This window comes from Streptomyces geranii, assembly GCF_002954775.1.
GTDB classification, from domain to species: Bacteria; Actinomycetota; Actinomycetes; order Streptomycetales; family Streptomycetaceae; genus Streptomyces; species Streptomyces geranii.
In genome coordinates, this window is the sequence record NZ_PJME01000005.1 from 264,630 (window position 1) to 285,855 (window position 21,226).

At 71.5% G+C, this 21,226-nt stretch carries 19 protein-coding genes and 2 pseudogenes; 7 read left to right on the forward strand and 14 right to left on the reverse strand.

Annotation, left to right across the window (positions count from 1 at the left end):
* Positions 1-180: 180 nt before the first annotated feature.
* From CW359_RS10115 to exaC, 4 genes are all read left to right on the forward strand, one after another.
* Positions 181-1,194, forward strand: coding sequence for an acetamidase/formamidase family protein (locus tag CW359_RS10115; protein ID WP_105969480.1), 1,014 nt, complete (start codon positions 181-183; stop codon positions 1,192-1,194).
* 109 nt (positions 1,195-1,303) lie between these two features.
* A complete protein-coding gene (locus tag CW359_RS10120) occupies positions 1,304-1,912 on the forward strand; it encodes an N-acetylmuramoyl-L-alanine amidase (protein WP_105969481.1) in 609 nt (202 codons plus the stop codon).
* A 70-nt stretch (positions 1,913-1,982) separates the two neighbouring features.
* Entirely contained in the window at positions 1,983-3,305 is a 1,323-nt protein-coding gene (locus tag CW359_RS10125) for a GAF domain-containing protein (RefSeq protein WP_105969482.1), read from the forward strand.
* 440 nt (positions 3,306-3,745) lie between these two features.
* Positions 3,746-5,269 carry an acetaldehyde dehydrogenase ExaC gene (gene exaC / locus CW359_RS10130; RefSeq protein WP_105969483.1) on the forward strand — a complete coding sequence of 508 codons (1,524 nt, stop codon included), beginning with the start codon at positions 3,746-3,748 and terminating at the stop codon, positions 5,267-5,269.
* A gap of 37 nt (positions 5,270-5,306) precedes the next feature.
* Here the strand turns inward: exaC and CW359_RS10135 are convergent, their stop codons facing one another.
* Positions 5,307-5,618: a hypothetical protein gene (locus tag CW359_RS10135; protein ID WP_105969484.1), complete on the reverse strand. Its 312-nt coding sequence runs from the start codon at positions 5,616-5,618 to the stop codon at positions 5,307-5,309.
* Between the two features lie 118 nt (positions 5,619-5,736).
* On the opposite strand from CW359_RS10135, the pseudogene CW359_RS10140 reads away from it, so the two are divergent.
* Positions 5,737-5,979 (forward strand): annotated as a pseudogene (locus CW359_RS10140) (TetR/AcrR family transcriptional regulator); the annotation flags it as partial.
* Positions 5,980-6,060: 81 nt separating this feature from the next.
* Here the strand turns inward: CW359_RS10140 and CW359_RS10145 are convergent.
* The 7 genes and pseudogenes from CW359_RS10145 to CW359_RS10175 form a co-directional block, all read right to left on the reverse strand.
* A complete protein-coding gene (locus CW359_RS10145; RefSeq protein ID WP_105969485.1) occupies positions 6,061-6,495 on the reverse strand; it encodes a cupin domain-containing protein in 435 nt (144 codons plus the stop codon).
* Positions 6,496-6,515: 20 nt separating this feature from the next.
* Positions 6,516-6,818, reverse strand: coding sequence for a putative quinol monooxygenase (locus CW359_RS10150; protein ID WP_105969486.1), 303 nt, complete (start codon positions 6,816-6,818; stop codon positions 6,516-6,518).
* The gene (locus CW359_RS10155; RefSeq protein ID WP_105969487.1) at positions 6,815-7,888 is read right to left on the reverse strand and encodes an Ldh family oxidoreductase; all 1,074 of its coding nucleotides are present in this window, start codon (positions 7,886-7,888) and stop codon (positions 6,815-6,817) included. Before CW359_RS10155 ends, CW359_RS10150 begins: the two co-directional genes overlap by 4 nt.
* Positions 7,889-8,037: 149 nt before the next feature.
* On the reverse strand, positions 8,038-8,763 hold the full coding sequence (locus CW359_RS10160; RefSeq protein WP_105969488.1) for a GntR family transcriptional regulator: 726 nt from the start codon (positions 8,761-8,763) through the stop codon (positions 8,038-8,040).
* 156 nt (positions 8,764-8,919) lie between these two features.
* Positions 8,920-9,030 (reverse strand): annotated as a pseudogene (locus CW359_RS46370) (VOC family protein); the annotation flags it as partial.
* A gap of 133 nt (positions 9,031-9,163) precedes the next feature.
* Positions 9,164-10,087 carry an RNA polymerase sigma-70 factor gene (locus CW359_RS10170; RefSeq protein WP_105969489.1) on the reverse strand — a complete coding sequence of 308 codons (924 nt, stop codon included), beginning with the start codon at positions 10,085-10,087 and terminating at the stop codon, positions 9,164-9,166.
* Positions 10,088-10,190: 103 nt separating this feature from the next.
* Positions 10,191-10,664, reverse strand: a complete 474-nt coding sequence (locus CW359_RS10175) for a carboxymuconolactone decarboxylase family protein (RefSeq protein ID WP_105969490.1) — start codon at positions 10,662-10,664, stop codon at positions 10,191-10,193.
* A 302-nt stretch (positions 10,665-10,966) separates the two neighbouring features.
* Here CW359_RS10175 and CW359_RS10180 point away from each other — a divergent pair, with 302 nt between their 5' ends.
* The gene (locus CW359_RS10180; protein WP_232838336.1) at positions 10,967-12,286 is read left to right on the forward strand and encodes a sialidase family protein; all 1,320 of its coding nucleotides are present in this window, start codon (positions 10,967-10,969) and stop codon (positions 12,284-12,286) included.
* Between the two features lie 59 nt (positions 12,287-12,345).
* On the opposite strand, the gene CW359_RS10185 is transcribed toward CW359_RS10180, so the two are convergent.
* From CW359_RS10185 to CW359_RS10210, 6 genes are all read right to left on the reverse strand, one after another.
* Positions 12,346-13,026, reverse strand: a complete 681-nt coding sequence (locus CW359_RS10185) for a response regulator transcription factor (RefSeq protein WP_105969491.1) — start codon at positions 13,024-13,026, stop codon at positions 12,346-12,348.
* Positions 13,023-14,246 (reverse strand): sensor histidine kinase, encoded by a 1,224-nt coding sequence (locus CW359_RS10190; RefSeq protein ID WP_105969492.1) that lies wholly within the window; start codon positions 14,244-14,246, stop codon positions 13,023-13,025. The genes CW359_RS10185 and CW359_RS10190 overlap by 4 nt, the downstream gene beginning before the upstream one ends.
* A 62-nt stretch (positions 14,247-14,308) precedes the next feature.
* Positions 14,309-16,573: an MMPL family transporter gene (locus CW359_RS10195; protein ID WP_232838337.1), complete on the reverse strand. Its 2,265-nt coding sequence runs from the start codon at positions 16,571-16,573 to the stop codon at positions 14,309-14,311.
* 156 nt (positions 16,574-16,729) lie between these two features.
* Positions 16,730-17,746 (reverse strand): TAXI family TRAP transporter solute-binding subunit, encoded by a 1,017-nt coding sequence (locus tag CW359_RS10200; RefSeq protein ID WP_105969493.1) that lies wholly within the window; start codon positions 17,744-17,746, stop codon positions 16,730-16,732.
* 160 nt (positions 17,747-17,906) lie between these two features.
* Positions 17,907-19,346, reverse strand: a complete 1,440-nt coding sequence (locus CW359_RS10205) for a sensor histidine kinase (protein WP_105969494.1) — start codon at positions 19,344-19,346, stop codon at positions 17,907-17,909.
* Between the two features lie 10 nt (positions 19,347-19,356).
* Positions 19,357-20,031, reverse strand: a complete 675-nt coding sequence (locus CW359_RS10210; RefSeq protein WP_105969607.1) for a response regulator transcription factor — start codon at positions 20,029-20,031, stop codon at positions 19,357-19,359.
* 168 nt (positions 20,032-20,199) lie between these two features.
* Here CW359_RS10210 and CW359_RS10215 point away from each other — a divergent pair, with 168 nt between their 5' ends.
* Entirely contained in the window at positions 20,200-21,225 is a 1,026-nt protein-coding gene (locus CW359_RS10215; protein WP_105969495.1) for an amidohydrolase family protein, read from the forward strand.
* Position 21,226: the final 1 nt, after the last annotated feature.

Here is a 21,226-nt window from a genome sequence, read left to right on the forward strand (position 1 = left end):
TCGGGTGGTCGGGTTATCCACAATCATGCGGTTGTCCACCGAAAATCATGGGCTCTTCCTGCCCGGCCGCAGATCGCCGTAGCGTGATCCACGTGAGCCCCCGGCCGCAGTCGTGACGGTCGGTGCGACCCCCTTCCCACCGGCCTCCCACCGGCCTTCCGCAGAACGGAGTTGGCAACGATGAGCGACCCCAGGATCCTGACCGTGCGTCCCGAACCGGGCGAGTACGCCTGGACGTTCGGCGGAGCGCCGCCCGTCGCGCGGATCGCGCCGGGTACGGTCCTCGACCTCTATACGGAGGACTGTTTCGCCGGGCGCGTGCGGTCCGAGAAGGATCTCGTGTCCGAGGTGTGCGAGTTCCCGTTCCTGAATCCGCAGACGGGTCCCTTCCATGTGGAGGGCGCGGAGCCTGGCGACACGGTCGCCGTGCACTTCGTGTCCATCGAGCCGGCCCGGGACTGGGCGGCGTCGACGACGGTCCCGCTGTTCGGGGCGCTCACCTCCACGCACACCACGGCCACCTTGCAGCCGCCGTTGCCGGAGACGGTCTGGATCTGGCAGCTCGACCGGACGCGGCGCACGGCCCTGTTCCGCGCGCGGGACAGCGACATGGAGATCGAGCTGCCCATGGACCCGATGCACGGCACGGTGGGTGTGGCGCCCGCCAACCTGGAGGTGCGGTCCGCGCTCGTGCCCGACGCGCACGGCGGGAACATGGACACGCCGGAGATGCGGGCCGGTGTCACCTGCTATCTCGGGGTGAACGTCGAGGGCGCACTGCTCAGCCTCGGTGACGGGCACGCCCGGCAGGGCGAGGGCGAGACCTGCGGGGTCGCGGTCGAGTGTGCGATGAACACCGTGGTGATCGTCGAACTGCTCAAGGGAGTCGCCACCCCCTGGCCGCGCATCGAGTCCGACACACACATCATCTCGACCGGTTCGGCACGGCCGCTGGAGGACGCGTTCCGGATATCCCAGCTCGACCTGGTGCGGTGGTTGGTGCGGGACTACGGGTTCAGTGAGCTGGACGCGTACCAGTTCGCGACGCAGGCCGTCGAGTCGCCGCTGGCGAACGTCTGCGACACCAACTACACGTGCGTGGCGAAGATCCGGAAGGAGTGGCTGCCCGACCGCGAGACGCATCGTGGGCTGCACGCACGGTTGCGCGAGACGGTCGCGGCACTCCGGCTCTGAGCCGGGAATCTCCCGAACGTCCGCAACCTCCTGGCACACCGGTGCGTCCCTCAACCAGTACTCCCCCACCCCTTGTCACTCGCCGCCCCTCGCGAAAGGCCCTTCACGGATGGAACGGACGGAGCGGACCAGGTCGTCCCCCAGCAGACGGCGGCTGCTGAAGAACGCCGCGCTCGCCGCCGGACCCTACGCCCTGCTGCCCGCTCCCCGGGTCGGCGCCCAGCCCCCCGCCCCCGACTACCCGCTCGGCACCTGGGAACCGGCGAGCCCCGCCAACTACACGGCGGGCGAACGCACCGAGGACCGGCCCCTCGACCTCGTCGTCATCCACGTCACCCAGACGTCCTACTCCAACGCCCTGGCCGTCTTCCAGCACCCGAGAAAGAAGGTGTCCGCCCACTACGTCGTGCGGTCCGGCGACGGACACGTGGCGCAGTGCGTACGAGAGCACGACATCGCCTGGCACGCGGGCGACTGGGACCACAACCTGCGCAGTATCGGCATCGAACACGAAGGGTGGGTGGACCGGCCCGGCTACTTCACCGACGTCATGTACGAGAGGTCCGCACAGCTCGCCTCGACCATCTGCACGCGCCACGGCATACCGAAGGACCGCGCGCACATCATCGGGCACTACGAGGTGCCCGGCACCGATCACACCGATCCCGGACCGAACTGGGACTGGTCCCGCTACATACGTCTCGTCAACGCAGCCTGAGCGAAACAGTGGTGCCGTCGTTCGGTCGACTCCGTCGAAACGGTTGTCCGCGCCCATCCCCGGAGTGACGATGTCACCAGCCGCATCGCCTGCCGGGGAGGCCGAGTTGACCGATCCATGGGTGGCACTGGAGCCGGGGGCCGACCCCGTCGAGCGGGTACGGGTACTGCGTCGGGCGCACGAGACGTTCACCGAGGCGGGGACGGTGACCCGGCCGGTGCGTTCCGTGGTGGCGGACTCCTGGCGGCGGTCCGCGCGGGCGGGCGTCGGGCCGGACGGCACGGCAAGCGTGGAACTGCTGGACGGTGACCTCGGCGTCTACCGCGCGGAGCATCCGCTCGCCCGGGTGATGCCCCTGATCCGTGAACTCATGGGCACCTTCGCCGCCGACGGCGAGCATCTGCTCGCGGTGTGCGACGCGCAGGGCAGGCTGCTGTGGGTCGAGGGTCATCCGGCGACCCGGCTGCAGGCGGGGCGGATCAACTTCGTGCCGGGTGCGCGCTGGGCGGAGTCGGCGGTCGGTACGAACGCGCCGGGGACGGCGGTCGCCGTGGACCGGCCGGTGCAGGTGTTCGCGGCCGAGCACTTCAGCCGGCGGGTGCAGCCGTGGACGTGCGCGGCGGCTCCGGTGCACGATCCACGTACGGGACGGGTGCTCGGTGCCGTGGACATCACCGGGCGGGACGGGCTCGCGCATCCGCACAGCCTCGGGTTCGTGCAGGCGGTCGCGCGGGCCGCTGAGTCCCAGCTGGCGCTGCTGATGCCGGCCCACCCCGCCGCGGACGTGGTCGAACTGACCGCGCTGGGCCGTGACGAGGCCCAGGTGCTCGTCGCCGGGCGGAAGTTGCGGCTCAGTCGGCGGCACAGCGAGCTGCTCGTGCTGCTGGCCCGCCATCCGGAGGGGCTGACCGGGGACGAGTTGCTGTGCGCGCTGTACGAGGACGAGTCGGTGACACCGGTGACGCTGCGCGCCGAACTGGCCCGGCTGCGCCGCCTGCTGGCCCCCGGGCTGCTGGCGTCGCGCCCGTACCGGCTGACGGTGCCGGTCGAGTCGGACCTCGCGATCGTGGAGCGTGCCCTGGAGAGCGGTGCGGTGACGACGGCGATGCGGGCGTACGCCGGTCCGCTGCTGCCCGGTTCGCGGGCGCCGGCTGTCGCTCGGCTGCGGCGCAGGCTGGCCGACGGTCTGCGCGGCGCGCTCGTGGCCCGCCGGGACCCGGACCTGCTGGCCGACTGGGCTCACGCGCCGTGGGGCGAGGACGACCTCGACGTGTGGCGCGCGCTCACGGCCGTACGACCGACGGCGGCTGTGCGGGCGCGATTGAGGGAGTTGGAGTCGGAGCAGGCGGCGCCACGGGGTTGGGTGGCGCAGCAGCAGGCATCCTGGCACTGACGCGGCCGGTCGGCGCTCATGTACCCGGCGGGATCGGGCGGTTGGGCGCCGTTGAGGAGGCGGTGCGGGGCGGTACGGTGCGGGCGCCCGAGGGGTCGGGGGCGGGGCCCACCTGGGCAGGAGGACCCGTAGATCGCGGGGCGCGGGTCCCGTGGCACGTGCGTCGGGGCGGGCAGGCGGGCGGCAAGTGTCGGCCCACGCTGCGGCACCCTCGTACGCAGGAGGCGTCTGTGCCCGAGCCCGGGCGTGGGTGCGCGGCACAGCCGGGGAGGTCGCGGGCGCGGCGCCACAGGCGATGCCGCGTGCAGGGCGCCACCAGGGAGGTCTCGTGCACGGCGCTGCCGGGGTTCGTGCGCAACCTGTCTGCAACCTCGGCGCTTCTAGCCTCGCGGCGAGAGCCGTCCAACGGCGGGCGGTTCTGCTCAGGGAGGCAGGCCAGCATGACCCGTTACGCGGCGCCCGGTACCGACGGCGCGATCGTCTCCTACCAGGCGCGCTACGACCACTTCATCGGCGGCGAGTACGTGCCGCCGGCCCGGGGGCAGTACTTCGAGAACCCGAGTCCGGTGAACGGGCAGCCGTTCACGGAGATCGCGCGGGGCACCGCCGAGGACGTGGAGCGCGCCCTCGACGCGGCGCACGCGGCGGCGCCGGCGTGGGGACGTATGTCGGTGACGCAGCGGTCCGACATCCTGCTGAAGATCGCCGACCGGATGGAGGCGAACCTCGAAGCGCTGGCGGTCGCCGAGAGCTGGGAGAACGGCAAGCCGGTACGGGAGACGCTCGCCGCCGACATCCCGCTCGCGATCGACCACTTCCGCTACTTCGCGGGGGCGATCCGGGCGCAGGAGGGTTCGCTGGGCGAACTCGACGACGACACGGTGGCGTACCACTTCCACGAGCCGCTCGGGGTGGTCGCGCAGATCATCCCGTGGAACTTCCCGATCCTGATGGCGGTGTGGAAGCTGGCGCCCGCGCTGGCGGCGGGCAACGCGGTCGTGATCAAGCCGGCCGAGCAGACGCCGGCGTCGATCCACTACTGGATGAGCCTGATCTCGGACCTGCTGCCGGCCGGTGTCGTGAACATCATCAACGGCTTCGGGGTGGAGGCGGGCAAGCCGCTCGCGTCGAGTGCGCGGGTGGCGAAGGTGGCGTTCACCGGTGAGACGACGACGGGGCGGCTGATCATGCAGTACGCCTCGGAGAACATCAAGCCGGTCACGCTGGAGCTGGGCGGCAAGTCGCCGAACATCTTCTTCGACGACGTGTGGGCGGCGGACGACGACTTCCGCGACAAGGCACTGGAGGGCTTCACCATGTTCGCCCTCAACCAGGGCGAGGTGTGCACCTGCCCGTCCCGGGCGCTGGTCCAGCGCGGCAACTACGCCGACTTCATCCAGGCGGCGGTCGCCCGCACCGAGTTGATCAAGCCGGGGCACCCGCTCGACACGGACACGATGATCGGCGCGCAGGCGTCCAACGACCAGTTGGAGAAGATCCTCTCCTATCTGGACATCGGCCGGCAGGAGGGCGCCAAGATCCTCACGGGCGGTGAACGCATCGAGTACGACGGCGAGTTGAAGGGCGGTTACTACGTCCAGCCGACCATCTTCGAGGGCGACAACCGGATGCGGATCTTCCAGGAGGAGATCTTCGGGCCGGTGGTGTCGGTGACGTCGTTCGGCGACTTCGACGACGCGATCAAGACCGCCAACGACACGCTGTACGGCCTCGGGGCGGGCGTGTGGACCCGGGACATGAACACCGCGTACCGCGCGGGCCGCGCGATCCAGGCCGGCCGGGTGTGGACGAACTGCTACCACGCGTATCCGGCGCATGCGGCGTTCGGTGGGTACAAGCAGTCGGGGATCGGGCGTGAGACGCACAAGATGATGCTGGAGCACTATCAGCAGACGAAAAACTTGCTCGTGAGCTACTCGCCGAAGAAGCTGGGCTTCTTCTAGACACCGGAAGTGGGCGCCTGAACAGGGACTATGCCCTTCAGGCGCCCTGCGGGACGTACAGCAGCAATTGGGCGCCGCCGATTCCGCCGTGGCTGACCGCGTGGAAGCAGAGCCACGGACAGGCGGCGTCGAACAGCCAGATGGGGACCGTGTACGGGCCGACCGCGAGGGCGTGACTCTTCCCGGGGGGGGGGGACGGGTGAGACGCGAGCGCGGAGGCTGCCGTGACGGTCACCGGCCGCAGCCATCGGGAAGGGCTGCGGCGGCGCTGTACCTCGTGTGCGGTGGAGGGGGCGGACCGCTGGTAGGTGGTGAGGCCGGCCTCCGGGGTGTCCACAGGCAGGACCATCGATTTCCATCAGGCAGGCGGGTGCGGCCCTGATCTCAGTCACCACGTCACCGCGCCATCCTCCCGTCGACCGTTGCTGCAGCATTCACTCCAATTGCGATCGGTACTGCGGCGATTTTGCGGGTTGCCCGCCAGTTCGATCTACTGGCACTTCAAGGACAAGGACGACCTGATCGCCGTGGTCGTCGAGCGCAGCTTCGAGACCTGGCTCGCGGCCGTCGTACTGCCGGAGAAGGAGACCGGTACGTCCCCCGAGCGGGTGACGGCCATGGCGGCGAACGTGGCCAGGTCCCTGGTCGACGCCCCCGACTTCCTGCGACTCGGCCTGATGCTCGCCCTGGACCTGACGAAGGCGGCGCCGCTGGTGATACGGCGGGCGAGGGCGACGCCCTGGCCCGGGTCGGCCGGCCGGTGGCGGGGTCGAGGGTCTGAATGGTGCCGGTCATGAGGTGGGTGCCCCGCCCTTGTCCCTCGCGGAGAGGTGTTCGAAGGTCTCGCCGGTGGCGGTGATGGTGCGGGTGACGTCCCGGCCGCCGTAGACCCAGTAGATCCGCATGACGCCCTCGCCCCGGTTGAAGAAGCGGTGCGGGACGCCGGCCGGGACCCAGGTGGCCTGGCCGGGCTCCAGGTCGAAGAACTCGCCGTCGATCTCCGCTGTCGCCTCGCCCTCCAGGATCAGGACCGACTCCTCGACGTTGTGGCTGTGCAGGGGCAGACCGGTACCGGGCTGGAAGACGGTCTGGCCGGTGGTGATGACGGCCTGCCCGGAGTTCCACTTGCCGACGTACGGGATGGTGGCGACACCGCCGCCACGGTCGAAGCGTTCGACCTTGTCGGGGTGGATGAGCAGGTTCGGCTCGGCGGGCGTGGGGCACATGTGCGGCTCCTCGGAGGCGTTCAGGAGTGGTGGAAGAGGCGGCGGGAGAGCGTGTTGACCTGGCTGCCGGGCACGACGTACTTGGCCGCCGCCTCGCGCCAGACCTTGAAGTGGGGCGCCGCGCGGTGGGCGTCGACGGCGGCCTCGTCGTCGTAGATCTCGTGGAAGACGAAGTGGTGGTCGTCGTCCAGGTCGCAGACGACGTCGAAGTAGCGGCAGCCGGGCTCGTCGGTGAAGGAGCGCTCGGCGTTCTCCTCGATGGCCTTGAGGAAGTCGGCACGGAGGCCGGGGACGACCTGGAGGGACACGGTCAGCGCGATCATGCGGGCATCTCCTGGGAAACGGCAACGGGAACGGGAAGGGGAACGGCGGTTTCGGCGGCGATGGCCGCGAGGGAGGCCCAGGTGTCGTCGACGACCGTGATGCCCTCGGTGCGCAGCCGCTCGGCCGTGCGGATCTCCGGCTCGCCGGGGACGAGGATCTCGGCGGTGCCGGAGGCGGCTGGGGTGGCCTTCGTCTCCTCGACCAGGGTCTCCATCCGCTGCTCGAACTCGGCCGGGTCGGCCATCGACTTGATGTCGACGCAGATCAGCAGGTGGCCGACGCCGCTGCGGCCGGTGGGCCGGTAGGGGCCGACGACCGCCGAGCCGAAGGCGCTGCCGGTCAGCACGCCCGCCAGCACGTCGAACATGAACGACATGGCGTAGCCCTTGTGCCCGGCCATCGGCAGGATCAGGCCCTCGATCGCGCGCCGCGGATCTGTCGTCGGCACTCCGTCCGCGTCGGCGGCCCAGCCCTCGGGGATCGGCTCGCCGCGCTCCTCGGCGTGGTAGATCTTGCCGCGCGCGACGGCCGTGTTGGCGATGTCCATCACGACCGTGCTGTACCGGCCGCCGGGCGCTGCGATCGACCACGGGTTGGTGCCGATCCGCTTCTCCCGGCCACCCCAAGGGGCCATCGCCGGACTGGCGTTGGTGGCCAGCAGCGCCACACAGCCCTGCTCGGCGGCCCGGCGGGTGAAGTACGCGGCCGTCCCGAAGTGACCTGAGTTGCGGACCGCGACAGCACTGATGCCGTGCGCCCTCGCCCGCTCCACACCCCACGTCACCGCGCGATCGGCGAGCACCTGGCCGAGACCGTCGTGTCCGTCCACGACCAGCACGGCGCCGTTGTCGCTCACCACCTCGGGGGCAGCGACCGCGGCGGTCGCGCCGCTCTCGACCCGGTTGAGGTACCACGGCAGCCGCAGCATCCCGTGCGACGGATGCCCCCACAACTCCGCGGTCACCAGTGTGTCCGCGAGCAGCCGGGCGTCGGCGGGCGGAACGCCGTGGGCTTCGGTGACTGCGGCAGCGAACCCCAGCAGGTCGGCGGCGCCGACGGTGTGCGGCATAAGGCGGTCCCCACATGTTGAGCAAGTCATGTTATTCAGGTCTATATTCATGCCTGTATTCATCCCTGTATACATGAAGAGACCTGAAGAAGCCACAGTCAAGAGAGCCCGCCGAGCACCCTCCCCGCGACGTCCGCGAGAGCCGGGGCTCAGCCCACGATGTCCACCTGCACGCTCGCTCCGAGCGTCAGGTCCTGGCTGGTCAGGCTGTCGATAAGGGCCTGGAGGGTCTGCGCGAGATGGTGCCGGCAGGCCGCTTCCGCCGCCTGGGCGTCCCCCTGCGCGATCGCCTTCAGCATCGCGCGGTGCTCCTCCAGCGAGGTCAGCATGCGGCGCGGCCCGCTGTGCGAGAGGTGACGCAGCCGTACGGTCTGGCTGCGCAGGTCGCGGATGGTGCGGGCGAGGTACGGATTGGGGCACACGGCGACGATCGCCTGGTCGAAGCCCTCCGTGACCTCGTAGAACTCGTGGTACGACCGGGACTGCGCGGCGACGTCCAGCGCGCGGAAGGACTCGTCGAACTCCTCCAGCCGCTCCAGCAGCCCACGGAACGGCACCAGCACCCGCGCGTCGCCCGCCCCCGCCGTCGCGACCGAGGCGGCAGCCCGTGGCTCCAGCAGCATCCGGAACTCGAAGAGCGCGCGGACGCCACCCAGGGAGATCGGGGCCACCCTGGCCACCTCACCGGGCACCAGGTCGACCAGCCCCTCCGCCGCGAGCCGCCGGATCGCCTCTCGCACAGGCGTCCGGGAAGCGCCCAGCTCCTCGCCCAACTGGACCTCGCCGAGCTTGGCCCCCGGCCGCAGCCGCAGCGACTCGATGTCGCCCTTCAGCCGCTCGTAGACCACTTCGCTCTTACCGGTTGCCCGAGCCATGGAACTCCTCGTCACCCCGCTGCATGCTTCGCTGTATACAGCGTAGCTGAGCACGAGGACGCAGGGGCGCGGCCCGGTCCGGTGGTGCGGAGACCGTCCCGGTCGGCGGGGGCGGGGAGGCCGTCAGCCGTCGGCGAGCCCCGTGCCGCTCAGGGCTCACACCGTGGCTTCGGGGCGGACCAGGGATCGGGCGCCGAGGCGGAACTGGTCAAACTTGTCGATGATGGTCCGGCCGACCGGCAGGTGGCCCCAGACGCTGATGCCCTGCCCCTGTCCCTGATATCACCCACCAGGCCACCTCGCTGTCCCGCATCGGTTCACTGCTAGAGCGTTCACTGCAATTGGAATGCTCACCACGCTAAACCGACCGACGGGGACGCTCAAGATCCGGCCCGAAAGGTCACCGTGTCCCCTTGCGGGTCTGCCTCACCTCCCGGTCCACCGCCCACGCGTCGGCGACCGGGCCGAGGTGGCCGAGCTTGTCGGGGTTGATGACCGAGCGGATGGTCTGGATCCGACCTTCGAGCACATCGAGGGCGAGGATGTGGAGGACCTTGCCCTCGCGGTCGCGGAAGAGTGCGCCCGGTTGGCCGTTGACCTCGTGCCGTTCGAAGGTGATGTCGGCCCGTGCCATCAGCGGGTAGACGGTGGCCAGCAGCCGGGCCACGTTCTCCGCGCCGGCGACGGCCCTGGCCAGCTGCGGGGCCTTGCCGCCGCCGTCTCCGACGAGCTGGACATCCGCCGACAGCAGACTCCGCAGTCCGTCCAGGTCTCCTCGCGACAGCGCCTCGAAGAACCGCCTCGCCAGCTCCTGCCGCTCCTGGCGGTCCGCCTCGAACCGGGGGCGCCCCTCGTTCATGTGGCGACGCGCCCGTACGAGCAGCTGTCGGCAGGCCGCCTCCGAGCGTCCCACCGCTGTGGCGATCTCGTCGAAGCCGAAGGCGAAGACCTCCCGCAGCACGAACACCGACCGCTCCAACGGGCTGAGCCGCTCCAGGAGGAGCAGCGCCGCCATCGACACCGAGTCGGCCAACTCGGCCGCGCGGGCCGGGTCCTCGTACGGATCGTCCAGCAGCGGCTCGGGCAGCCACGGTCCGGCGTACTCCTCCCGCCGCACCCGGGCGGACCGCAGCACGTCGATCGCGAGCCGGGTCACCGTGGCCGAGAGGAACGCCTTCACCGACACCGGCCGGGTGGCCGAGGCGTCGTACCGGAGCCAGGTCTCCTGCACCGCGTCCTCCGCCTCGCCCACGCTGCCCAGGATCCGGTACGCGATCGAGAACAGCAGCGGACGCAGCTCCTCGAACTCCTCGACCTTGCCCATGCCGACTCCCCGTCTCGGTGTGGATGCCTGGCCTGACCGGACCGGTGCCGGCGAGGCGCCTTCTGGTGATCTTCCGGTGTGCGGGCTGCCCGCCGCCGTCGGTTCAGTGGAACTGGCCGGCCTTGTAGTCGCCGGCCGGCTGCCGGGTGATGATGTTCAGCCGGTTCACCGAGTTCATGAACGAGACCAGCAGTACGAGGGACGCGAGTTGCTCCTCGTCGTAGTGCAGGGCGGCGTATGCCCACACCTCGTCGCTGACACCGGTGGCCGCGTCCGCGACCCTGGTCCCCTGCTCCGCCAGCGCGAGTGCGGCGCGCTCGGGCTCGGTGAAGACCGTCGCCTCCCGCCAGGCCGCGATCAGGTTCAGCCGTACCGAGGTCTCGCCTGCCGCCGCGGCCTCCTTGGTGTGCATGTCGATGCAGGCCGCGCAGCCGTTGATCTGGCTCACGCGCAGCGCCACCAGTTCCTGTGTCGTGGGCGGCAGCGGCGATTCCTTCAGCTCCCGGCCGGCCGACATGAAGTACTTGAGGGCTTTGCCTGCGGCCGGGCTGGCGAAGTAGTTCAGTCGCGCGTCCATCGTGGGCTCCTCCACGTTCGTCGGTGTTCGTAGGCGTAACTCGGTGCCTTCACTCCCGAGACGAGATGGCCCTCGCTCCTGTGACACGGCATGACGCCTTTGGGCACTGCAATCGCAGTAGTCCGCGACCTGCGTCCGTATGAGGCCGTCGGCGGGAGCCCGCTGGCACTGTCAGAGGGCCGCAGACGCCTCGCGTCTCGCGGAGCGCCAACCTCCAAGTCCCGTATCCACGCACGGAGATCAGAGAGAGGCCCACCACGATGACACTCCCCGCACTGCCCAGAACGAGCAGGTTGAACAGGGTGAACAGGGTGAGATGGACCGCGCTGCTGTCCGTGCTGCTCCTGCTGGCCGGTGTCCCCTCCGCCTTCGCCGGGACACGCCCCGCCGCCGCCGCGCAGCACGGAGGCCCCGGGGGCGAAAAGATCCTTGAACTGGACGTCACCGGTCTGCCCGACACCCGGGAGGGGCAGCCGGTCATCGCCGTCAACCCCCGGAATCCGAAGAACCTGGTCTACACGGCGACGATCTTCCCGAACCGTCCGGCGCTGGAGCCTGTCGGCGAGTGCTTCGTCGCCTTCTCCCAGGACCGGGGAGAGACCTGGCAGCGGTCGACCTGGCCGCTGGGCGACCGTCCGCAGTGCGGCGAGCCGATCGTGACCGTCGACGCCAAGGGCGTCTTCTACATCTCCAACAACCAGATCGGTCCCGACCGTTGGACCACCTACACCAATCACAACGTCGTCTCCCGGTCGGTCGACGGCGGGCGTACCTGGATCGGTCCGGTGAAGACGCCCCTGATGCTCGGCGGTGTGCCCAAACTCCGGGTGGACTCCGCCACCGGCAAGGTCTACGCGGTCGCCGGAGCCGAATGGGAGTACCCCAGCGCGGTCTCCGTCAGCGACGACAGCGGCGAGAGCTGGTCGGATCCGGCCGTGATCCCCGGTCCCATGCCGTGCATCGTGGTCTCGCCCGACGTTCCGCCGGCCTGTGGATACCCCGGGCGTGAATTCGCCGTGCACGACGGGATCCTGGCGTCCGCGAGCCAGGACGGCACGGTGTCCTTGCACGTCACCCGTGACGACGGAACGACCTGGCGGAACCTCCCGGTCACCGACAGCGCCGGCACCCCGGTACCCGCCGGCACCGGCGCTCTCGTACCCGTCCCCGCGCTGGGCGCAGCCGCCGACGCGGTGCCCTGGGTGTCGGCGGACCCGACGCGCAAGGGCCGCTTCGCGGTCATGGTGCCCCGGGACTCCGACCTCGAGGTGTACGTCACCGACGACGCCGGCCGCTCCTGGACCGGCCCGGCGGTGATCGCGGCCCCGAACGCGCAACGGCCGTGGATGGACTTCGGGCCGGGCGGGCAGCTGGGCGTCATGTGGCGCACCACCACGCTCGACGCCTTCTCCGTCGTCTCCTTCGACCACGGCCGTACGTTCGGCCGCACCCTCCAGGTCAACCGGACCACCGAGCCCGCCGGTTACCACGGGCCGCCCGGGGACCGCTGGTCGACCATCACGCTCGACAGGCGTTATGCGTACGTCGCCTGGTCCGACGGCCGGAACGGGGAGCTGGACGGCATCCTCGCCCGGGTCCCGCTGAGCGCCTACCGGAGGTGAGGGACGCCTGATCGGGTGGGGGCCGTCCGGCTGTGGCCGGGCGGCCCCCACCGCGTGGGTCAGGGCCTCGGCGGGTTCGGCTGGACCAGGCCGGTCTGGTAGGCGATGACGACGAGTTGGGCACGGTCGCGGGCGTGGAGCTTGGCCATGGCGTGGTGGATGTGCGTGCGTACGGTGAGGGGGCTGAGGTAGAGCCGCGCGGCGATGTCCGCGTTGGTGAGTCCGTCGGCGGCCAGCGCCATGACCTCGCGTTCGCGGTCGGTGAGGTCGGCCAGGTTCTTCTGGGCCGCCGGGTGGGTGCCGGGCTGGGGTGCGGTGAGGAAGCGGGTGATGAGGTTGCGGGTGGCCTGCGGGGAGAGCAGGGCGTCGCCCGCGGCGATCGTGCGGATGCCCGCGACCAGGCCCTCGGCGCCGACGTCCTTGCCCAGGAAGCCGCTGGCTCCGGCGTGCAGGGCCCTGGCGACGTGTTCCTCGGTCTCGAAGGTGGTGAGGATGAGGACGCGGGTGCCGGAGAGGGTCGGGTCGGCGCAGATCGTCGACGTGGCGGCGATGCCGTCCGTGCCGGGCATACGGATGTCCATGACGACGATGTCGGGGTGCTGGGCGCGGGTGAGTGCCACCGCCTCGTCGCCGTCGGCCGCCTCGCCGACCACCTCCATGTCGGGGCGGGAGTCGACGAGGATCCGGAAGGTCTCACGCAGCAGGGCCTGGTCGTCGGCGAGCAGGACGCGGATGGTCATGGGGTGCTGTCCTCGGCGGGCGCGTAGGGGTGGAGGGGCAGTTCGGTGCTGACTTCGAAGCCGCCGGTGGGGCGGTGTCCGGCGCGGAGATGTCCGCCGATGGAGAGCGCGCGTTCGCGCATGCCGATGAGGCCGTAGCCGCTGGTGCCGCCGTCGGGGGCAGTGGCAGTGCCAGTGACGGTGGCAGTGGCGGCGGTGGAACCGGGGCCCTGGTCGGTGACGGTGATGGACAGCCGGTCGTGGGTGTAGGTGAGGTCCACTTCCGCCGTGCTGGTGTGCGCGTGCTTGGCGACGTTGGACAGTGCCTCCTGCACGATACGGAACGCCGTGAGGTCGGCTCCGGGCGAGAGCGGCTGCGGCCGGCCGTGGGTGGTGAGGGTGACGGTGAGTCCGGCGGCCGTGTGCGTGGCGACCAGGGCGGGGAGCTGGGCGAGGCCCGGCGCGGGCTGCAGGGAGTCCTCGGCGGCGTCGCTGCGGCGCAGGAGTCCGACGGTGGCCTTCATCTCGCGCAGGGCCGCCGCGGTGGTGTCGCCGAGGGCGTTGACCATTTTCTCGGCCTGGGCAGGGTGACTGCGGATGAGGAGGGCGGCGGTGGTCGCCTGGGCGTTGGCCAGGGCGAGGTGGTGTGCGGTGACGTCGTGGAGTTCGCGGGCGATACGCATGCGTTCCTCGCCGACGCGATGCCTGGCCTCCTCCTCCCGGGTCCGTTCGGCGAATTCGGCGCGGGCGTGCACCGACTCCAGGTAGGCCCCGCGGAAACGGGCCGTGGTGCCCAGGGCGGCAGGCAGCAGCAGCCAGGCCACGGGGCCGATCACGTTGAGGGCCAGGGAGTCCGCCGCCGGCTCCGCGATCAGGGCGGAGCCGGCGACGAGGACCAGTGCGGCGAGGGTGACGTTGCGGGTCGTGACCCGTTCGGCGTGCGCCGCCAGCGAGTACAGGGCGACCATGAGGGGCGCCAGCAGCAGGGCGGTCATCACATAGCCGGCCAGGGCCATGCCCGTGGCGCACCCGATCGCCACGGCGGTGACCGGGAGGGGCCGCGTCCTGCGCCACGGCAGCGCGGCGCAGGACAGGCCCGCCAGCAGGACGCACGGCCACCAGTGCGTGGGGGCGGTCGGGTCGGAGCCGCCGTACATGCTGCCGGGGAAGGCGACGGCGAACAGCAGCAGGGCGATCGCTGTGTCGACCGTGCGGGGGTGGCGCTGCCAGGAGGCGGTCATCGTGCGTCGTGGTGCTTTCTATCGGGTGTGGTGACCATGGTGGCCGACTGTCGTTCGGAGCGCTAAACGCTCTGACTGATCTGTGGTTCGTCGGCCGCGGGCCGGTGGGAGCCGGTCGCGCGGTTCCCCGGGCCGCTTTCGGGGTGCTCCGCCTCGGCCCGGGTCAGAGCGTGGCCCTCCACGTCCACCTGGGGCACCAGACGATCCAGCCAGCGGGGCATCGTCCAGGCCCGTTCCCCCAGGAGCGCGAGGACCGCCGGGACGATCGTCATCCGTACGACGAACGCGTCGAACAGCACGGCGATGGCCATGCCGAAGCCGATCATCTTGATGAGTGTCTCGCCGACCCCGATGAACCCGGAGAACACCGAGATCATGATCACGGCGGCGGCGACCACCACGCGGGCGCTGTGCCGGAAGCCGGAGACGATCGCCTGGCCGGGGCGTTCGCCCTGGAGGTGGGCCTCCCGGATCCGGGTGACGAGGAAGACCTCGTAGTCCATGGCCAGGCCGAAGACGATGCCGACCATGACGATCGGCATGGTGTTCATGATCGGGCCGGTCTGGTCCACGCCCAGCAGTCCGGCCAGCCAGCCCCACTGGAAGACGGCGACGACCGCGCCCAGGGCCGCGAGCACCGACAGCAGGAAGCCCAGGGCCGCCTTCAGCGGAACGAGCACCGAGCGGAACACGATCAGGAGCAGCAAGAACGCCAGTCCCACCACGAGCCCGAGGTACGGCACCAGGGCGCCCTGCACCTTCTGGTCGCTGTCGATATTGCCCGCCGTACTCCCGCTGACCATGAACGTCGCGCCGGTGGCCTTCTCGATCGCCGGGCGGTCGTCGCGCAGGGTGTGGATCAGTTCGACGGTCCGCTCGTCGGTGGGGGCGGTGGCCGGGGTGGCGGAGAAGATCGCGGTGTCCCCCGCCTTGTTGAAGCTCGGCGTCGAGACGGACACGATCCCCGCCGTCCCGGCGATCTCCTTGGCGGTCGCGGTCACGGCGGCCTTGGGGTCCTCGGCCGTGGCGGCGTCCACGACGATGGTCAGCGGACCGTTGAAGCCGGGGCCGAAGCCCTTGGCCAGATCGTCGTACGCGCGGCGCTCGGTCGTCGAGGTCGGCTTGGACTCGTCCCCGGCCGTGCCCAGGTGCAGCCGCGCCGCGGGGAGGGCGATGACTCCCAGGGCCGCCACGGCGGCGAGCAGTACGGGCAGCGGTCGGCGGACGACCAGACGGGCCCACCGGCTGCCCGTGTTCGGCTTGGCCCCGTCATCATCACTGGGGTGCGAACCGGCCCGGCGTACCGAGCGGGCCAGGACCGCCCGGGGGAAGATCCCGAGCATGGCCGGGATCAGGGTGACCGCGACCAGTACCGACAGGGCCACGGTGCCGGCCGCCGCCAGGCCCATCTGGGTCAGCGTCGGGATGCCCACGACCGACAGCCCGGCCAGGCCGATCACCACGGTCAGGCCCGCGAACACCACCGACGACCCGGCCGTGCCCACGGCCACGCCCGCCGCGTCCTCCGGGGCGCGGCCACGGGCGCGTTCCTCGCGGTAGCGGGAGACGATGAACATCGCGTAGTCGATGCCGACCGCGAGGCCGAGCATCAGCGCGAGTGTGCTGGTGGCGCTGGACAGACCGAGCGCGCTGCTCAGGGCGAGGATGGTCGCGGTGCCGATGCCGACGCCGATCAGCGCGGTCAGCAGCGGCAGTCCGGCGGCGGCCAGTGACCCGAAGGTGACGAGCAGGACGACGGCCGCCACGACCACGCCGACCAGTTCGGTCGCGCCGCCCGAGGGCTGGGTCGCCAGGACGGAACCGCCGACCTCGACCGTCAGCCCCGCGTCCCGGCCCGCCTCGACGGCCTGCTCCAGGTCCTGCTTCGCGGCGTCGCTGACGTCCTTGGCCTTCACCTCGAACGTCACCGACGCGTACGCCGTCGAGCCGTCCTCGCTGACCGAGTCCGCCTCGAACGGATCGGCAGCCGCGACGACCTGGTCGACCTTGCCGACCCGGCCCACGACCTCGTCGACGACGGACCGGTTGCGCCGGTCGGTCACCTTCTGTCCGTCCGGCGCGACGAACACGATCTTCGCGCTCGCGCCCTCGGCGCTGCCGCCGACGTTCACGCCGGGGAAACGCTGCTCGATGAGGTCGAACGCGCGCTGCGACTCCGTACCCGGCATCGAGTAGGAGCCGTCCGGGACGGCGGGCGCCAGCGCCGACGCCGTTCCGGCGGCGACGAGCGCCACCACCCACATCAGCAGGACGCGCCAGCGGCGCCGGAAGGCCAGTCGGCCCAGTCGATCAAGAAAGACAGCCACAGGAAGGTTCTCCACATCCGAACTCGGGAACCCTTACAGGCTGTCCTCGCGGCCCTCGCCAGTCTTCGTGCGCCCGCCGGTACGCCCCTACTGCATGCGCAGTAGGGGCGGGACCGCAGGCGGAGTCGCCGGCCGGTGGGCGTCGCCGGGGCCGGTTCAGCCGTGCAGTGCGCGGTACGCCGCGACCGCACCGGGGTGCAGGGCGATGCCGCCCGTGCCGATCAGGCTGCCGACGTCGAGGAACTGGGTGCCGACCGCGTTGTCGGGGACGAGGGCGGTGGCGCGCAGGACCAGCAGGCGGGTCAGCGCGTCGGCGACGCCACGGGGCAGGTCGGGGCGGCACACCAGGAGGTTGGACACACCGATGGTGGCGACCCCGCCCGCCGTCCGGTACGCGCCCGGCGGCAGGGACACCTCCTCCAGTCCGGAACCGGCCAGGCCGTCCGGACCGCCGAGCCGGGGCAGCAGACCGGCCAGCGGCAGGAACCGCAGGCCCGGACCGGCGTCGAGGCCGGCGAGCGCGGGCAGCGGCACACCGCCCGCGACCAGCAGGGCGTCGACGGAACCCGCCCGCATCGCGTCGGCCGCGTCGGCCAGCGGCAGGTGGCGTACGGGGACGTCGGTGCCGGGGGAAAGGCCCGCGGCGTGCAGGATCCGTTCGCCGAGTTCGGCGGCGCCCGAGCCGACGGCGCCGAGCGAGACGGTGTGCCCGGCCAGGTCGGACACCGCGCGTACGGGCGAGTCGGCGCGGACGACGAACTGGAGGTAGGTCTCGTACACCCGGCCGATCGCCCGCAGCGGCACCGGGCGCGGGAAGAGGGTGGTGCCCTGGGCCGCCCGCGCGGTGTCGGTGAGGACGAGGGCGAGATCGGCGCGACGGTCGCGCAGCAGCTCGATGTTGGCGACACTGCCCGCGGTGGTGCGGACCCGGCAGTGCAGGCGGGGATGCGCGGCTTCGAGTTCCGCCGCGAGGAGACGGCCGAACGCCTCGTAGAACGCGGTGGGTTCACCGGTGGCGAAGCGCAGGACACCACTCGGTCCGGGGCGCTGGCGCGAGGTGTCGCCCATGAGCACACCGCCGAGCACGGCGACGGCCGCCGAGCCGAGGGCGGCGTGGAGGGCGGTACGGCGGGAGACTGGGTGCGGGTGAGGACGGGGAGTGGGACGGGTCATCGGGCACCACCGTGCGGGCTCCCCGGGACGGCGGTCCCGCCGGGACCGGAGCCGAAGCCGAAGCCGATGGCGAGATCGAAGCCGGGGCCTGTGCCGGAACCGGCGCAGACCCCAGCGGCGACCCGCCCCACCGCCGGCCCACGACCCCCGACGTGCCCCTTCACCACGCACCCCCGTCGCAGGCACCGCCACCGCCACCGCCGGAGTCCACCCCGCGCGGCACAACCACCCTCGCCCGCAGCCCCCGCGCCCCCGCCGCCGCCAGCTCCAGTCGGCCACCCCGCCCCGCCAGCAGTTGTTCGGCGATGGCCAGCCCCAGCCCCGTACCGGCCGTGCCGTCGTGGTGTTGGCGGCCCGAGCGCCAGAATCTCGTGGTCGCCAGGGCGAGTTCCTCCGTGCCGAGGCCGGGGCCGTCGTCCGTGACCGTGAGGACCGTGAAGGGGCCTTCCGCCGTGCAGGTCAGGGTGATCTCGGCGCCCGGGCCCGCGTACTTGATGGCGTTGTCCAACAGGATGTCCGTGATCTGGGCGAGTTCGCGGTCGGTGCAGGCGGCCGGGACCGGGGGCGGCGCGGTTCGCAGGAGCAGGCGGGCTCCGGCCTGTTGCGCCACCGGCTCCCACAGGCGGTGCTGGTCGGCCGCCACCGTCGCCGCGTCGCAGTGGGCGTCCGAGTCGTCGGTCACCGTGAGTTCGCCGGCCCGGTGTTCGGCGGTGGCGAGGGCGAGCATGTCGTCGAGGAGGGTCTCCAGGCGGTCGAGTTCGGTGGTGACCCCCCTGTACGTGCGGTCGGCGGACGCGGGGAGGTGGGTGTGCAGGGCGTCGACCCGCAGCCGTAGCGCCGCCATCGGGTTGCGCATCTGGTGGGACGTGTCGGCGACGAGCCTGCGCTGCTGCTCCAGGGCCGCCGTGACCGTACGGGCCATGCGGTTGAAGCCGGTCGCGAGCTGGCGGAGTTCTGGCGGGCCGCCGGCCCGGGTCTGTTCCGGCGGGAGACCGGCCGCGAGCTGCCCGACCGCCCGGTCGAGGCGGCGCAGTGGGCTGACCACCCAGCCGGTCGCCGCCCGGGCCAGGACCGTACAGGCGACGGCGACCAGGGCCGTACCGGCGAGGACGAGGGCCCAGCGGCGGGTGATGTCGTCGGCCGCGATGTCCACCGAGGCCCGCAGGACGACCGCTCCGGAGACCCGGGTGCCCGTGCCGGCCGGTTCGGCGAACATCCGGGACCCCCGTGACCAGGGACGCAGCGCGCCCCCGGGGCGCTCGGCCTGGTTGCGCAGCGCCGCGTCGAGCAGCCGGGCAACGGCCGGGTCGGCGGCGCGCATGCCGCCGGTCTGGACGACCGGGCTGCGGTGGGTGTCGATGACGACGAGGGGTTCGCCGTACAGCTGGGTGTAGCGCCGCGCCTCGGCGGCGACGGCCGAGGTGTCGCCGGTCGCCGCCGCCTGGTCCATGAGGGAGGCGAAGCGGTCGAGGTCGGCGCTGCGGGCGAGGACCAGCTGCTGGGTGCGGTCGGACGCGGTGAACAGCAGCAGCGGTACGGCGAACGCGGCCACCGCGATCACGACGAACAGCAGCAGAGCGGCCTGGACCCGGGTGCGCACGCCTCGCCTCTCAGCTTCCGTCGTCCCCGAAGCGGTAGCCGAAGCCCCGGATCGTGGTGAGCAGCTCGGGGCGGCGCAGCTTGGCGCGCATCTGGGTGAGGTGGACGTCGAGGGAGCGGGACACGGTGTGGGAGGCGTCGCCCCACACCTCGTCCAGGAGCTGCTCCCGGCTGACCGCCGTGCCCGCGCGTCCGGCCAGCACGGCGAGGATGGCGAACTCCTTCGCGGTCAGCTCGACCTCGGCCCCGCCGACCCGGACCCGGCGGGCGTCGAGGTCCACCTCGACGTCACCGGCGCGGACCGTCCGTACGACGGAGTCGGCGACGCTTCTGGCCGCCCGCCGCCGGGTGACGGCGTCGATCCGGGCGAGCAGCTCGGCGAGGCGTACCGGCTTGACGAGGTAGTCGTCGGCGCCGAGCCGCAGTCCGCGCACGACCGAGCGCTCGTCGCCGCGCGCGGTCAGGACCACCACCGACATGTCGCTCACCGCCCGCAGGGCGCGCAGCACGTCCAGACCGTCGGTGTCGGGCAGGCCCAGATCGAGAAGGAGCAGGTCCGAGCTGCGGTGATAGGTGAGTACGTCCCTGCCGTACCGGACCCGTCTGGTGACGTGACCGTGGTCGTACAGGACCTCGACGAGCGCGGCGGCCACGCCGTCGTCGTCCTCGGCCAGCAGTATCTGCACCTCGCCCACCTCCTCCTCGGTCGTGGTCCGCAGCCGAATGTAGACCACACCGGCCGCGGGCCCGCCGGAGTGTTAAGGGGAGGTTAGTTCTGTGTTCGCACCTCTCGCCCGCCGGTGCGGGCGGAGCCAGGCTGCACCGCAACCCGCAGCCTGAGAAGGAACGCCGTAATGATCATTGACTGTCACGGTCACTACACGACCGCCCCGCCGGCCCTGGCGGTCTGGCGGAACCGGCAGATCGCCTCCCTCACCGACCCGTCGGTCGCCCCCGCCCGCGCGGATCTGCGCATCGGCGACGACGAACTGCGCGAGACCGTCGAGCCGAACCAGCTGCGGCTGATGGACGAACGCGGCATCGACCTGACGGTCTTCTCGCCCCGCGCGTCGTTCATGGCCCATCACGTCGGCGACTTCGGCACGTCCGCCGCCTGGGCGGCGATCTGCAACGAACTCTGCTACCGCGTGAGCGAGTTGTACCCGACGCGCTTCGCCCCCGCCGCGATGCTTCCGCAGTCCCCCGGCGTCGACCCCGCCACCTGCGTCCCCGAACTCACGCGCTGCGTCGAGGAGTTCGGCGCCGTCGCGGTCAACCTCAACCCCGACCCCTCGGGCGGCCACTGGACCGCGCCGCCGCTCACCGACCGCTCGTGGTACCCCGTCTACGAGAAGATGGTGGAGTACGACGTCCCGGCGATGATCCACGTCAGTACGAGCGTCAACCCGGCCTTCCACACCACCGGCGCGCACTATCTCAACGCCGACACGACGGCGTTCATGCAGCTGGTCCAGGGCGATCTGTTCGCCGACTTCCCGACCCTGCGGTTCGTCATCCCGCACGGCGGCGGCGCGGTGCCGTACCACTGGGGCCGGTTCCGGGGCCTGGCCATGGCGCTCGGCAAGCCGCCGCTGGAGGAACACGTCCTGGGCAACGTCTACTTCGACACCTGCGTGTACCACCAGCCAGGCGCGGACCTGCTGTACGACGTGATCCCGGCCCGCAACATCCTCTTCGCCTCGGAGATGATCGGCGCCGTCCGCGACATCGACCCGTGCACCGGCCACCACTTCGACGACACGCGCCGCTACGCCGAGGCGGCGAAACTCCCCCCGGACGACCTCGCGGCGGTCCAGGAGCACAACGCCCGCGCGGTGTACCCGCGGCTGGACGCCCTGCTGAAGCGACAGGGCCGGTGAA

Bases quoted from the DNA above. Each gene is read 5' to 3' on its own strand.
- CW359_RS10115 (WP_105969480.1), top strand. From the start codon at position 181: ATGAGCGACCCCAGGATCCTGACCGTGCGTCCCGAACCGGGCGAGTAC.
- CW359_RS10120 (WP_105969481.1), top strand. From the start codon at position 1,304: ATGGAACGGACGGAGCGGACCAGGTCGTCCCCCAGCAGACGGCGGCTG.
- CW359_RS10125 (WP_105969482.1), top strand. From the start codon at position 1,983: ATGTCACCAGCCGCATCGCCTGCCGGGGAGGCCGAGTTGACCGATCCA.
- exaC (WP_105969483.1), top strand. From the start codon at position 3,746: ATGACCCGTTACGCGGCGCCCGGTACCGACGGCGCGATCGTCTCCTAC.
- CW359_RS10135 (WP_105969484.1), bottom strand. From the start codon at position 5,618: ATGGTCCTGCCTGTGGACACCCCGGAGGCCGGCCTCACCACCTACCAG.
- CW359_RS10145 (WP_105969485.1), bottom strand. From the start codon at position 6,495: ATGTGCCCCACGCCCGCCGAGCCGAACCTGCTCATCCACCCCGACAAG.
- CW359_RS10150 (WP_105969486.1), bottom strand. From the start codon at position 6,818: ATGATCGCGCTGACCGTGTCCCTCCAGGTCGTCCCCGGCCTCCGTGCC.
- CW359_RS10155 (WP_105969487.1), bottom strand. From the start codon at position 7,888: ATGCCGCACACCGTCGGCGCCGCCGACCTGCTGGGGTTCGCTGCCGCA.
- CW359_RS10160 (WP_105969488.1), bottom strand. From the start codon at position 8,763: ATGGCTCGGGCAACCGGTAAGAGCGAAGTGGTCTACGAGCGGCTGAAG.
- CW359_RS10170 (WP_105969489.1), bottom strand. From the start codon at position 10,087: ATGGGCAAGGTCGAGGAGTTCGAGGAGCTGCGTCCGCTGCTGTTCTCG.
- CW359_RS10175 (WP_105969490.1), bottom strand. From the start codon at position 10,664: ATGGACGCGCGACTGAACTACTTCGCCAGCCCGGCCGCAGGCAAAGCC.
- CW359_RS10185 (WP_105969491.1), bottom strand. From the start codon at position 13,026: ATGACCATCCGCGTCCTGCTCGCCGACGACCAGGCCCTGCTGCGTGAG.
- CW359_RS10190 (WP_105969492.1), bottom strand. From the start codon at position 14,246: ATGACCGCCTCCTGGCAGCGCCACCCCCGCACGGTCGACACAGCGATC.
- CW359_RS10200 (WP_105969493.1), bottom strand. From the start codon at position 17,746: ATGACCCGTCCCACTCCCCGTCCTCACCCGCACCCAGTCTCCCGCCGT.
- CW359_RS10215 (WP_105969495.1), top strand. From the start codon at position 20,200: ATGATCATTGACTGTCACGGTCACTACACGACCGCCCCGCCGGCCCTG.